Source organism: Flavobacterium sufflavum (assembly GCF_004016525.1).
GTDB classification, from domain to species: Bacteria; Bacteroidota; Bacteroidia; order Flavobacteriales; family Flavobacteriaceae; genus Flavobacterium; species Flavobacterium sufflavum.
Window position 1 is genome coordinate 277,815 of the sequence record NZ_SACJ01000001.1, and the last position, 14,086, is coordinate 291,900.

Sequence of the window (14,086 nt, forward strand, 5' to 3'; positions counted from 1 at the left end):
ACGATAATGAATACGAATTTAGCTTTACTCTTATTATTAGCTCCTTTTTTAGGATTTTTATTTAATATTTTCTTTGGGAAAAAGATTGGAAAATCGGCTTCAGGAATTATTGGGACACTAACAGTTGTAGTTTCATTTGTTGCTACTGTTGTTTTTTTCCTTCAAATTAACGAGACCAAAGAAGCCATCCAAATTGAATTATTCAATTGGATTCAAATTAGTAATTTCCGTGTGAATTTTGGTTTCCTGTTAGACCAATTATCGATTTTGTGGTTGCTTTTTGTAACAGGAATTGGTTCTTTAATTCACCTCTACTCTATCAGCTACATGCATGATGATGAGAATATGCACAAGTTCTTTGCTTATCTGAATTTGTTTATCTTCTTCATGGTTGCATTAGTTATCGGAAGCAACTTATTGGTACTATTCATCGGATGGGAAGGTGTTGGACTTTGTTCTTACCTGCTTATCGGATTCTGGCATAAAAACCAGGAATACAATGATGCTGCTAAAAAAGCTTTCATCATGAATAGAATTGGAGATTTAGGATTGTTGATTGGTATATTCATCATCGGTTCTTTATTCTCAACTTTAGATTATTCTACTTTAAAAACAGCTATTGCTACATCTGGTAATTTAGATATTACGATGATTTCTCTTGCTGCTTTTGCATTGTTTATTGGAGCTTGTGGTAAATCGGCACAAATTCCTTTGTACACCTGGTTGCCTGATGCGATGGCTGGACCTACACCGGTTTCGGCATTAATTCACGCTGCAACGATGGTTACCGCCGGTATTTTCATGGTAACAAGATTGAATTTTGTATTTGATTTAGCACTGGAAGTACAAAACATCATTGCCATTGTAGGAGCTGTAACGTCTTTAGTTGCTGCAACAATTGCTTTGGTTCAAACCGACATCAAAAAAGTATTGGCTTATTCTACGGTTTCCCAATTGGGATTAATGTTTTTGGCCTTAGGTTTTGGTGCTTATGAAATTGCTGTTTTTCATGTAATTACTCATGCCTTCTTTAAAGCTTGTTTGTTCTTAGGTTCAGGATCGGTAATTCACGCTTTACACGGAGAACAGGATATGCGCAGAATGGGTGGATTGAAAAAAGTAATGGGAATCACTTTTATTACTTTCTTACTTTCATCATTAGCTATTTCAGGAATCCCTCCTTTTTCAGGATTTTTCTCGAAAGACGAAATTTTAATGACTGCTTTTGAGCACAACATAGTGCTGTGGGTTATTGCTTCTCTGGCTTCGTTAATGACTGCTTTCTATATGTTCCGTTTGTTGTACCTGACTTTCTTCAAAGAATTCAGAGGAACAGAACATCAAAAAAGCCATTTACACGAAAGTCCGGCATTAATTACTTTCCCACTTATTGTATTGGCAATTTTGGCAACTATCGGTGGTTTAATTAGTTTACCAACGAATAGCTGGTTGAGTGGCTATTTAGCACCTTTATTTTCGAAAGAAGTTCACGAAGCACACCATTTTGGAACAACAGAATATACTTTAATGGCCATTGCTGTAATTGGCGGATTAATCGGAATTACAATCGCTTTTATAAAATACATCAAACAAAATCAGGTTCCTGCCGAAGATGCCGAAATTACAGGCTTTGCCAAAGTGCTTTACAATAAATATTATGTAGATGAAATCTATGATGCTATCTTCGTAAATTCAGTAAACGGCTTGTCCAGATTCTTTAGAGATTATGTAGAAACTGCCTTATCAGCTGCAGTATTTGGATTAGGAAAAGTAACCAACGAATTAAGTTACCAAGGGAAAAAATTACAAACCGGAAGTATTGGTTTTTACTTGTTTGTATTTGTTCTAGGACTTTGCAGCATAGTAACTTATTTATTTTTAGCTCAATAATTTTATATCATGAACGTATCAGTACTATTAATTATACTTCTTGTTGGCTCATTTGCTACTTATTTTGCCGGTGACAAACTAGCTTCAAAAGTGGCTCTATTATTCAGCTTATTCGCTTTAGGAACTTCAATTGCTTTATTGAATATTTATAATGCAGGTGAAAACATCAGTTGTTTTAAATTTTGGATTAACAATCCTTCAATTTCTTATTCGTTAACAGCCGATGGATTATCGCTAATCATGCTATTATTAACTACAGCATTGACACCTTTAATCATCTATTCTTCTTTTGGAAACGAATATAAAAATGCTAAATCATTTTATGCACTAATCCTGTTTATGGCATTTGCTATGTCTGGGACATTCTTAGCATCTGATGGTCTTTTATATTATATTTTCTGGGAATTATCATTAATTCCTATTTATTTCATTGCCTTGATTTGGGGGAATGGAGATACCGAAGAACGTAAAAAAGCAGTAGTTAAATTCTTTATCTATACTCTTGCAGGTTCTTTATTCATGCTAATTGCTTTTGTCTATTTATACCAAAAAGCAGGTAGTTTCCTTATTCAGGATTTATACAAATTGGAATTAAGCCGAATGGAACAATTCTGGATTTTCTGGGCATTCTTCCTGGCTTATGCTATCAAAATTCCAATCATCCCTTTCCATACCTGGCAGGCAAAAGTGTACCAAAAAGCACCAACAGTGGGAACCATGCTTTTATCAGGTATTATGCTAAAAATGGGATTGTATAGCGTTTTGCGTTGGCAATTACCATTAACTCCTATTGCAGCAAGAACTTATTTACCTATATTGATTGGTTTTGGAATTGCGGGAGTAATCTACGGTTCGATTGTGGCTTTAAGACAAAAAGATTTGAAAAAATTATTGGCTTATTCTTCATTGGCACACGTTGGCTTAATTGCTGCAGGAGCTTACACTCTAACAATTGACAGTTTACGCGGAGCGGTTTTACAAATGATTGCCCACGGTTTTGTTGTAGTGGGATTATTCTTTGCTGCCGAAATTGTTTATAGAAGATACGAAACCAGAGTAATTGCCGACATGGGTGGTATTCGAACTCAAGCACCAAAATTTGCTTCGATGTTTATGATTTTGGTTTTGGCATCTGTAGCCTTGCCTACTACTTTTAACTTTGTTGGAGAATTCACGGTTTTATACAGTCTTTCACAAATCAATCTATGGTTTGCCCTTTTAGGAGGAACAACCATTATCTTAGGCGCTTATTATATGTTGAAAATGTACCAACAAGTAATGCTTGGAGAAACTAATGCAAAAGTATTTGCAGATGTAACTTTCCATGAAACTTTAGTTTTGGTTATTATAATTGCAGTTTTATTCTTTTTTGGATTGTACCCAAGACCAATTAATGAGCTAATCACTCCTTGTTTGGATCAGATTTTAAGAACAATAAATAAAATTCAGTAATAAATTCACACTAAAGATTTAAGTGCTTTGATCTTAAATCCTGAATCACTAAATAAAATATGAACACATTAATAGCAATAATAGGATTAGGTATTTTATGCCTTATATTAGAAATTTTTGATGCCAGAAAGGCAATCATTCCAATTGTCGTTATTGGATTGTTGGCTGTACTGGGATTAGATATTACTGAATTTAATAGCCCTAACGCCTACTACAACAACATGATTATTGTAGGTAAATTTTCGTCTGCATTTTCAGCATTATTTATCATACTAACTATTTTCTTAGTGAGTTTAGGTCATAAGTTTTATGAAAATCATCAAACTAAAATCTCCGATTTTGTTGCCATAAAAATATTCTTGTTGGCGGGAGCAGTTGCCATGGTTTCTTTTGGAAATTTAGCGATGTTCTTTTTAGGTATCGAAGTCTTATCTATTGCCTTATATGTTTTGGCGTCAAGCAACCGATTGAGCATTAAAAGTAATGAAGCCGGATTGAAATATTTCCTGATGGGTTCATTTGCTTCTGGAATTATCCTTTTTGGTATCTGTTTAATTTACGGTGCTATGGGAAGTTTTGACGTTACTGAAATTAGCGAATTATCACGTTCAGCCGAGTTGCCAATTTGGTTCCCAATTGGAATTGTTTTGGTTTTTATTGGAATGCTTTTCAAAATTGCAGCTGTACCTTTCCATTTCTGGGCACCTGATGTATACGAAGGTTCCCCTGCATTGACTACGGCTTTAATGAGTACGTTGGCAAAAGTAGTAGCCATTGCTACCTTATACAAATTAGTTAAAACCATGAATGCTGATATTTCTCCTTCATTCCAATTAATAATTGTAATTATATCAATTGCTTCGATGACGGTTGGAAATATCATGGCTTTACGCCAGGTAAATGTAAAACGTATGTTGGCATTTTCAGGTATTTCACATGCCGGATTCATGTTGATGACTTTATTAAGCACAGTCAAATCTTCAGGAACTTTATTATACTATACTTCGGCTTATGCCTTAGCAGGAATCGCAGCTTTCAGCGTAATTTTATATGTATGTAAAACCAAAGAAAATGAAGACATCACTAATTTCCAAGGTTTAGGGAAAAACAATCCATTAATGGCGGCTATCTTAACTGCTTCATTACTTTCTATGGCCGGTATTCCAATATTCAGTGGTTTCTTCGCTAAGTTGTTCTTATTCAATCAAACTATTCAGGCTGGATTTATTGCCTTAGTTATAGTTGCTGTAATCAATTCGATTATAAGTGTGGGTTACTACTTTAAATTGATTTTGGCAATGTATACCAAAGAACCAAACGAAGCTAAAATTCCAACTCCTGCAGTTATCTATGCTGTAGCAGTTATTTCAATTGTTTTAAATATCGCTTTAGGATTATTCCCTTCCTTTGTTTTAGATTTGTTAGGATAAAAAACTTTATTACAAATTATACAATAGCCATCAAGAGTCATTTTGATGGCTATTTTAATTTTCAAATATTTCTCTTCAATCTCCTTTTCCTAATAAAAACATAAAAATCAATCTTTTCCAAAAGCATTTCATTACATTTGTATATACAAATGAATTTATTCACTTTAAAAATTAAAGATGGAAAACAAACTCAAAATACAAATCTGGTCGGATATCATGTGTCCGTTTTGTTATATAGGAAAAAGAAGGCTGGAAAATGCTATTACCCAATTTGGTCATCAAGACACCATTGAAATCGAGTGGAAAAGTTTCCAACTAGATCCTAATTTCATAGCTTCAGAAGACGACAATTTAGTGGAACATCTTGCCGAAAAATATAGAAAAGATAAAGATTGGGCTATAGAAACCTTAGAGAACATGACCCAAAATGCAGCTAATTCAGGACTGGAATTTCATTTTGAGAAATCCGTTATGGCAAACTCTTTTCATGCACATCGCTTATTGCATTTGGCAAAAAAACAAAACTTAGGTTCTCAACTAAAAGAATTGCTCTTTAAAGCTTATTTTACAAATGGAGAAGATGTAAATAATAAAGAAACTCTAAAACAAATAGGCATTCAGGCTGGTCTTGATCCTAACAAAATAGACGAAGTACTTAATTCTAATAGTTACGCCGATGAAGTGCAACAGGACATGCTTGCGGCACAAAAGATAGGAGTTCAGGGAGTACCGTTTTTTATATTCGATAATAAATATGCTATTTCGGGAGCACAGCATGTGGAAACCTTTGTAAAAACGCTGGAAAAAGTTTGGGAAGAAGGAGATTTCGAATCAAAAATTACTATCTTGAACGCTACTTCAGAAAATAGCTGTGGTATTGATGGTTGTAATTAATTGAAATAATAATGAGTGCTATAAATAAAGAAAATAGAATTATTCGTTGGGGAATTATAGGTTGCGGAGATGTAACAGAAAAGAAAAGTGGTCCGGCTTATCAAAAAACAGAAGGCTTCGAAATTGTAGCCGTAATGCGAAGAGATGCTGAAAAAGCAGCCGATTATGCTAAAAGACATGGTATAAAAAAATACTATTCGGATGCTGATGCATTGATTAATGACCCCGAAATTGACGCTGTTTACATAGCAACTCCTCCTGATTCACATAAATTATACGGATTAAAAGTGGCCGAAGCCGGAAAAATATGCTGCATCGAAAAACCATTGGCTCCAAGCTATGAAGACAGCAAGGCCATTTATGATGCCTTCAAAACTAAAAACATTCCGCTTTTTACCGCTTATTACAGACGTTCTTTACCCCGCTTTAAGCAAATAAAAAAATGGCTCGAAGCCAATAGCATTGGACAAATAAGACATATCAACTGGCATTTGAGTAAACCAGCTTCTGCTCAAGATTTATCGGGATTGTACAATTGGCGCACCGATGCTAAAGTTGCCAAAGGAGGCTATTTTGATGATTTAGCCAGTCATGGTTTGGATTTATTCAATTATCTGTTAGGAGACATTAAAGAAGTTTCGGGAATGAGCCTGAATCAGCAGGATTTATATTCTGCTAAAGATGCCTTAGTTGCCTGCTGGCAACATGAAAGTGGTGTTACAGGAACAGGCAGCTGGAATTTTGGTTGTGCTACAAGAGAAGACAAAGTGGTTATTTATGGAAGTCAGGGAACAATCGAATTTTCAATATTCGATGAAAACCCAATAATCCTAACAAATGAAAACGGAATTATCCCCCTTGAAATAGAACATCCTGAAAACGTACAACTCCATCATGTACAGCAAATGAGAGAACATCTATTTGACCAGGGAATTCATCCTTCTAACGGGGCAACAGCTACACATACCAGCTGGATTATGGATAAAATAATGGGAAATATATAAAATAAAAAAAGTCCCGAATTTTCGGGACTTTCTTTTTTCACTACACAAACTAATTAATTACTAACTAATAGCAAATTTCTAACCACTAATCTATTATCATAATTCGTGCCAAAAATTAAATTCGAACTTTTTTCTTCAAAATAATTATTAAAAAATAGCTCTTTCAATACTACAAAGCTGGTTTTTCAACTTCTGAAAGAGGAACAGACATTATTGTTGCTGAATCATTCAAAACTAAAACTTCATATTTTATAATTTTAGTTTTAGACTCTTCAACTAAATAATACAAACCATCACTAAAGTTATTCAAGTCATAACTTCTAACAACCTTACCATTCACCGCAAGCTTCTCGCTATGGATTAACTTATCATCAGCATCATAAATACTTATTTTCATTTGATCTTTATCTTCCAAATCGAATGAGATCATTTTTTCTTGTCGAAATTTATTGTGTGATGAAAAATTAACCGCCACTGCATACACATTCATAGCTAATAAAACTACTCCTACTACTAAACTAATTTTTAAAATCTTTTTCATAATACATGTTTTTTAGATTTATAATCATTTAATAGTGCAAAGTTATGGGAAGCCTTAATCTAAAAAGAATAGTAGATTTTCCAATTAATATGTTATTTTACCTTTTACTAAAACGTTATCATTAAACATTGTTAATATTACATATTTTTTTGTTAATTTAGTATAGCCAAACCAAATTGAAAAGAAAATGAAATCAAACTTACCAACACTTAAAATCATAGAGCCTTCTTTTGGAAGCTCATTCACATTGACCAAATACGATATTAATTACAACTCTCATTTTTGGCATTATCATCCTGAAATTGAATTGATATTTGTTAATGGTGGAGCAGGAAAACGCCAGGTAGGAAGTCATATTTCCTACTACAATAATGGCGATTTGACTTTAATAGGCAGTAATTTACCGCACTGTGGTTTTACAGACGAACTAACAGGAAATAAAAATGAAATTGTAATCCAAATGAAACCCGATTTCCTGGGAGAACATTTCTTTAACATTCCCGAAATGGTCAATATTAAAAACCTATTGCAACAGGCCAAATCAGGAATTACTTTTGGTGGAAAAACCAAAAGGAAAATTGGGAAGAAAATTGGAAAAATGGAAGACCAAACTCCGTTTGAGCGTTTGCTGAGTATTATCGAAATCTTCAACGAATTAGAATTAGCCACCGAAGATGCCACGGTATTAAATGCCCAGGGTTTTCGAATGGAAATGCACGTTCAGGATAACGAGAGAATCAATTACATTTTCAACCATGTAAAGGATAATTTTAAAGAGCCTATTCGACTAGAAGAAATTGCCGAAAAGGTAAGCATGACCGTGCCTTCATTTTGTCGTTATTTCAAAAAAATAACCCATAAAACATTCACCAAATTTGTAAACGATTACAGACTGGTTCATGCGTGTAAATTATTAGCCGAAAAACCCATCAGCATATCGGCAATAGCATTTGAAAGCGGATTTAATAATTTCAGCCATTTTAATAAATCATTCAAGGAATTCACCGGCAAAAATGCCTCAGAATATAGACATGAATTAAAATCGTTTTTGGAGTAACATCCCATTAAATTCTATTTCTTTCCTTAAGTGAGTTTTCTGTTTGATTCAAATTTCTAAAAAAGAGTTCCTGATTATGGTAAAGTATTATATCTGAAATTCCTAAAAATAACCTGACCACTCCCAACAGCAGAAAGACCCAATTTTAAACTCATAAAACCGCTTAATGCATTATGGTTAAATGATGAAACCTCAGCCGAATTTTCAATTTTCAACCAATCTTTCCCATTAAGACTGTAAAACATATTAACGAGCTGCTCTTTCTTTTCTAAACGAAGAAATAAATGATTTTTATTAACTCCTTTTTGAGTTGGAAACTGCCACGCTCTAAGTATGGCTGAAATATTTTCCTTATCGGCTATAATACCAGTATACGTTTTGTTGTCATAAAACAGGATAAGTCCTGCAGATGCATTCCCTTCCATTTCTACTTCAACTTCAGCCGTATAAGAATGATCGGAAGGAGTACACAATAATGGAGAACTATCACCAACATTGTTTCCTTTAGCTTTAATTTTTAATCCATTTTTAGAAAATTGAATTCTATCTGCCTCATACTGATTATAAAACTGCCATTGAGGTTGAAGTTCCGCAGTTGTAAAAGTATCCGAAAGAGTAAAATTACTTTTCACAGATTGGACTACAGGTTTCTTTAGTACATCTTCCGTCTTAGTAGCTGCTTTCATTTTAAACCAACCTTCAGCAGTCCATTCTATAGGCTGCAAGAGTGTCTGACGTCCCATATTGTAATAACCGTTTTCATAACCATGAAAAACCATCCGCCAATTGCCTTTACTATCATCAATCAAAGTTGCATGACCTTTCGACCACCATTTTTCGGAGCTATCATTTGTTCTGATAATTGGATTATAAGGTGAGTTTTCCCATGGGCCCAAAGGAGACTTTGATCTTGCAGATATTACCATGTGACTTGTAGCCGGACCAGCGGTTCCACCTTCTGCAACGGTTAAATAATAATAATCCCCTCGCTTTAAAACTTTCGGCCCTTCCATACAAAAACACTCAATAGACCATTCGCTTGGTATTTTCCAACCATCATAGCTATGCTTTATATCACCAACCACAGACAAACCATCTTTAGACAATGGCACATAACCTCCATTGCTAAAATAAAGGAATCGATTCCCCTTTTCATCAACAAAATGTCCAGGGTCTATATTACCAATTTTTAAATCTATAGGATCACTCCAGGGACCATTTATAGCATCAGCCCACACCACATAATTGGTTTCATTGGCGGGAAAATAAATATAAAATTTGTTATTGTATTTAACTAAATCCGGAGCCCATACCGAACCTACACTTTTTTTTAGTGCATGGGTAACAGCTTTCCAGTTTACCAAATCTTTGGAAGTCCAAATCAATAATCCAGGATAATAATTGAACGAGGAATGCACAATATAGTAATCCTCCCCATCTCTGATTATTGATGGATCCGGATAATCTCCTGCAAATATTGGGTTCTTATAAGATTCATTATTTTGCTGGCTGTTTTGTTGCTGTGCGTTGATTACAAACGACAGAAAAAACAGGAATAAGAAAATTGTTTTTTTCATATGTTTAAATTATATTTTTCAGAGGTAACATATGTTATCGCCTTTTTAATCATAGGTGTTTGATTGCGCAAACTTGCTTTAATGGCGATTTCATAATTAAAATTGCATAAAAAATTATTTACTGACCTTATATTTCTCATTGGCCGTAATCATTTCCCAATCATCAGTCCTGAAAGGAGATGCCGGAAATTTTTCTTTGTTGTACAAATTGATTTCTGTATCATCATCTGCCCAACCGTAATGAATAGCAACCGGATTTTGCACATTTTCGCTGGAAACGATTACTTTATTGTTTTTGATGATCGCTTTTGCGGAATGAAAAACTTTGTCAGCACCTGCTATTTCAAATCCTTTTATGTTTTCTGTATTATCAGATGTTGTCAATCCAGAACCTGTGTTATCGAAAGTCAGGATGATTTGGTTTCCTTTCACTTCCTGAGATTTAAAAGTTGGTCCGCTGTACACTCTTTTTTTACCATAAACATTATTTAAAGCAATCGCTGCCAAACGAAGCCCAACATCCTGTTTGTTGGTTGGGTGAATGTCTTTGGCATTCCCAATATCTGTAGTTACTGCCATTCCGGTGTTTGGCAATTTCAGCGTTTGGGTTTGTGCTTCGCGAAGCTCGGCCCAACGACTTCCTTTTGTACTGTTTCCGCCAAACTCATCATAGGTTGACAATTGCACAAAATAAAAAGGGAAATTGCCTTGGTTCCATTTGGCTCTCCAATCAGTAATCATCAAAGGAAATGCTACTTTGTATTGTTTGGCTCTGGTCACATTAGCTTCTCCCTGATACCATAAAACACCTTGAAAAGCATACGGAATTAATGGATTTACCATCGCATTATACAATAACGATGGATAACTATTAGGTGATAAAGCTATTTTTAGCTGCACTACATTAAATTTCCAAAGTCCTTCCAGCGGGATATTACCATCTTTGAAATCGATTTTCAAATCGGCAGGATCTCCGTAAATACCGCCACCACCTGAATAATCAGTAATTTTAACAGCTATTACATTTGTTCCTTCTTTTAATACGCCGGCAGGAATTTTATAAACTCTTTGGGCTTCCCAAATATTATTGGTGCCCACTTGAACTCCGTTAACATACGTTTGATCTTCATCGTCAACTTTAGACAAATGCAAAACAGCCTCTTTTTTGGCTTGCTCCGCTGATAAAACAATGGTTTTTCGCATCCAAACCACCCCATCAATATTTCCAATTTGCTGGTTTTCCCACAATGAAGGCACTTTTATTTCAGGCCAGTTGGCATCCTTAAAATCCAACGTTGCAAATTGATTTTCGTTAGTCGTAGTTACTTCAAAACCTTGAATTTTTTGTATATTCTCTAAAAGTGATTTTTTGTATATTTCAAAAACCGAATCCATATCAACCTGAGGTACATTTGCAATCATGTCTTTGAATTCGTCACTTTTCTCGAATGCTTCACGGCTTGTCCAGGTCTCTACACAAGTTCCTCCCCAGGAAGTATTGATAATCCCTACAGGAATCTTTAATTCAGCATATAATTTTTTAGCAAAAAAGAAACCTACAGCCGTAAAATCACGAACATTTTCTTTATTACAAACAGCCCATTTCCCTGCTTTTAAATCTTCTTTTGGCATACCACTTAAATCCTGGGCTACTCCAAAATGACGAATCATTGGGTTATTTACCTGCTCTTTTTGAGTTTCGAAATCAGGCAATTTATACATCTGAAATTCCATATTGGATTGTCCGCTGCAAATCCATACTTCTCCAACCAAAACATCTTTGATGACAATTTTGTTTTTCCCCGTAATGGTTAGCTCAAAAGGCCCACCCGCTTTTTCCGAATCTAAATTTACCATCCATTTCCCGTTTTTATCGGCTTGGATAGTTTTGGTTTGCTTGTTAAAATGAACTACTACTTTTTCATTGGCATCTGCCCATCCCCAAACCGGAATTGCCTTATTCCGTTGCAACACCATCCCATCAGAAAACAACAAAGGCATTCGAACAGTAGCGTTTGCAATCAGGCTACAAATCAAAAAAAGAAAGACTATATTTTTTTTCATTTTTAATATTTTAAATTATACAAAAATCCTTCAGTAATTCTCAAAAAGGCTATTACCACTCTTTCCAAACGGTAACTCCTGCTGGCTTCAAAGTACCGTTACCAATAAGAATTTCAGCTTTCGGAGGAATTTCCAATTGATAGTCCGTTGATGAATAATTTACCGCTATCCAAAATCCATCACGCCATTGCACATAAACTCCTTCTGGATAATTTTCGGTAGTTGCTCCCGCCTGTTCGTAAACTTTTCTCAGAACATCACGCTCTAAACTGGCATCATCTGTATCTACACCAATATATGTAACAGTTCCTTTTCCAATGGTATTGGTAACAACTGCTGCTTTTCCTGCATAAAACTGATCTGCATAAGTCGCCAAAACATTTTTATTTTGATTGGCTTCGACTAAATCGGCCCAATTGTTCCAAGAATACGTTTTGCCTAAACCTGTTATTTTACCTTCAACATTTGCAGGCAAATGGTCGAAATTATCAATTTTAGCATCAATAAGAGGCGAAATTGTTTCACCCCAAGCAGATCTAAAAATATGTCCGTTGCGATCTTTGACTCCTGTCCGAACCGTTAACACTAAATTCCCTCCTTGTTTTACATAGTTTTCCCACTTAGCAATAAGAGCTTTATCAACCAATTCAAATGCTGGAGCGATTACTACTTATATTCATTCAAATTATCATTTTCATATACAATATCGACCGGAGCTCCAAACGATTTGGCCATTTCCAGATATTTCTGAAAAAACGGCAACGTATTCCACTGCGTTGTTTGGCCTTGCCTTCCCATGCTCCAATAATTATCATAATTCCACAACAGCGCCGTTTTACGAGCTTGTATTTCATTAGGTATTTTAGCTTCCGGATTGTAAGCTTTTAGCAAAATTTTCATTTCACTTATTGCCTGTTGGTACTCTTTTCCACCCTGCGAAAGCGTTACTCCGTCAAGTTTCATAATTCCTGCATGATATTGTTCAGAACTGTAATTTATCTGACGATAACGATACGAACAGGCAAAGGATAAATTACCTCCAAAACAATGGTACAACCACATACGCACAGTACCCGGTTCCAATAAAGGATTGACGGCTCCCCAATTTACATAACCGGGCTGAAGCTCCATAATTCCGGCATTTGTATGCTCTTGTTTGAAAAAACTCAACGCAAAAGAAAGCTCTTTAGGATCGCCTAATCTAAAACCTTTGTCACCAATATTAGCATTTCCTTTATTGGGGTAAGATGTAAAAGAATTAAAATCTAATTTATGGGTTCTTCGTGGATCTGCGCCAGCTGATATAGCCGTATAATTAGTCGTAACATACTGATTTTTAGAAACTAGAGAACGAAGTATTGTCGCTTGAAAATCCAAAAAATCTGCCTGTGTATCAGCCGTATAACGTTTGAAATCCAAGAGTGCATGCGGATTGGTTCCCCACCAGCCTACCAGATTGGCATTGTAAATTTTAATCTGACTAAAATCACTGAAAGTTTGGCTCCAAAAGGCAGTTCCCCAGGCATTATTTAACGCTGCAATGGTTTGGTATTTATTTTTAAGCCAAATTTGAAAAGCTAGTTGTGAGGACGGACTATAATCTTCCTTACCTTCGGGTTCATTATCCAATTGCCAACCTATAACCGCCGCATTATTACCATATCGTTGCCCCATTTGTGTGATGATTTTTTTAGAAAAATCTCTCCAAACAGGATTAGACAAGCTTTGCACCCCTCTTGTACCATGCTCTGCTCTTTGATAATTGGAATTTAAAAGGTAAATCTCCGGATATTTTATTCCCATCCAAACTGGAGAAATAGACGTGGGTGTTCCTAAAACAACTTTCAAATGATATTTTGTAGCTAAACCAATAACGGTATCCAACCACTTAAAATCATACTTCCCTTCTTCGGGCTCCATATCAATCCAGGAGAATTCGGCAATATGAATGAATTGAAATCCTAAATCTGATATGTTTTTGATATCCCGTTCCCATTCTGACGAATCCCAATGTTCCGGATAATAATAAATCCCAAAAGTCATTAAATCTTTTTTTGAAAAAAAATGGGAACTGTCTTGTGCATTCACCATGTTAATTACCCATAAAAACAATGCTCCTATGTAAAATATTTTTTTCATCTTTTTGTATTAAAATCGACTGTTAGCACAGGCAACTT

The 14,086-nt window shown here is 35.1% G+C and carries 11 protein-coding genes; 6 read left to right on the forward strand and 5 right to left on the reverse strand.

The features are described from left to right. Positions 1-6 precede the first annotated feature (6 nt). The 5 genes from nuoL to EOD40_RS01020 all read left to right on the forward strand — a co-directional run bounded on the left by nuoL (position 7) and on the right by EOD40_RS01020 (position 6,670). Positions 7-1,890, forward strand: a complete 1,884-nt coding sequence (gene nuoL, locus EOD40_RS01000; protein WP_128193037.1) for an NADH-quinone oxidoreductase subunit L — start codon at positions 7-9, stop codon at positions 1,888-1,890. A 9-nt stretch (positions 1,891-1,899) separates the two neighbouring features. Beyond that, on the forward strand, positions 1,900-3,342 hold the full coding sequence (locus tag EOD40_RS01005; RefSeq protein WP_128193038.1) for a complex I subunit 4 family protein: 1,443 nt from the start codon (positions 1,900-1,902) through the stop codon (positions 3,340-3,342). Between the two features lie 59 nt (positions 3,343-3,401). Further along, positions 3,402-4,772 (forward strand): NADH-quinone oxidoreductase subunit N, encoded by a 1,371-nt coding sequence (locus EOD40_RS01010; RefSeq protein WP_128193039.1) that lies wholly within the window; start codon positions 3,402-3,404, stop codon positions 4,770-4,772. Between the two features lie 177 nt (positions 4,773-4,949). Further along, a complete protein-coding gene (locus tag EOD40_RS01015) occupies positions 4,950-5,666 on the forward strand; it encodes a DsbA family oxidoreductase (protein ID WP_128193040.1) in 717 nt (238 codons plus the stop codon). An 11-nt stretch (positions 5,667-5,677) separates the two neighbouring features. Beyond that, positions 5,678-6,670, forward strand: coding sequence for a Gfo/Idh/MocA family protein (locus EOD40_RS01020; protein WP_128193041.1), 993 nt, complete (start codon positions 5,678-5,680; stop codon positions 6,668-6,670). Positions 6,671-6,839: 169 nt separating this feature from the next. Here the strand turns inward: EOD40_RS01020 and EOD40_RS01025 are convergent, their stop codons facing one another. Further along, entirely contained in the window at positions 6,840-7,211 is a 372-nt protein-coding gene (locus EOD40_RS01025; protein ID WP_128193042.1) for a hypothetical protein, read from the reverse strand. 187 nt (positions 7,212-7,398) lie between these two features. Between EOD40_RS01025 and EOD40_RS01030 the strand changes: the two genes are divergently transcribed. Then, positions 7,399-8,268, forward strand: coding sequence for an AraC family transcriptional regulator (locus EOD40_RS01030; RefSeq protein WP_128193043.1), 870 nt, complete (start codon positions 7,399-7,401; stop codon positions 8,266-8,268). Between the two features lie 74 nt (positions 8,269-8,342). Here the strand turns inward: EOD40_RS01030 and EOD40_RS01035 are convergent, their stop codons facing one another. From EOD40_RS01035 to EOD40_RS01045, 4 genes are all read right to left on the reverse strand, one after another. Then, positions 8,343-9,845, reverse strand: coding sequence for a family 43 glycosylhydrolase (locus EOD40_RS01035; protein WP_231129552.1), 1,503 nt, complete (start codon positions 9,843-9,845; stop codon positions 8,343-8,345). Positions 9,846-9,959: 114 nt separating this feature from the next. Then, entirely contained in the window at positions 9,960-11,909 is a 1,950-nt protein-coding gene (locus EOD40_RS01040; protein ID WP_128193044.1) for a sialate O-acetylesterase, read from the reverse strand. Between the two features lie 52 nt (positions 11,910-11,961). After that, on the reverse strand, positions 11,962-12,555 hold the full coding sequence (locus tag EOD40_RS18310; RefSeq protein ID WP_196781401.1) for a beta-galactosidase trimerization domain-containing protein: 594 nt from the start codon (positions 12,553-12,555) through the stop codon (positions 11,962-11,964). A gap of 20 nt (positions 12,556-12,575) precedes the next feature. Next, on the reverse strand, positions 12,576-14,048 hold the full coding sequence (locus tag EOD40_RS01045) for a beta-galactosidase (protein WP_196781402.1): 1,473 nt from the start codon (positions 14,046-14,048) through the stop codon (positions 12,576-12,578). Positions 14,049-14,086: the final 38 nt, after the last annotated feature.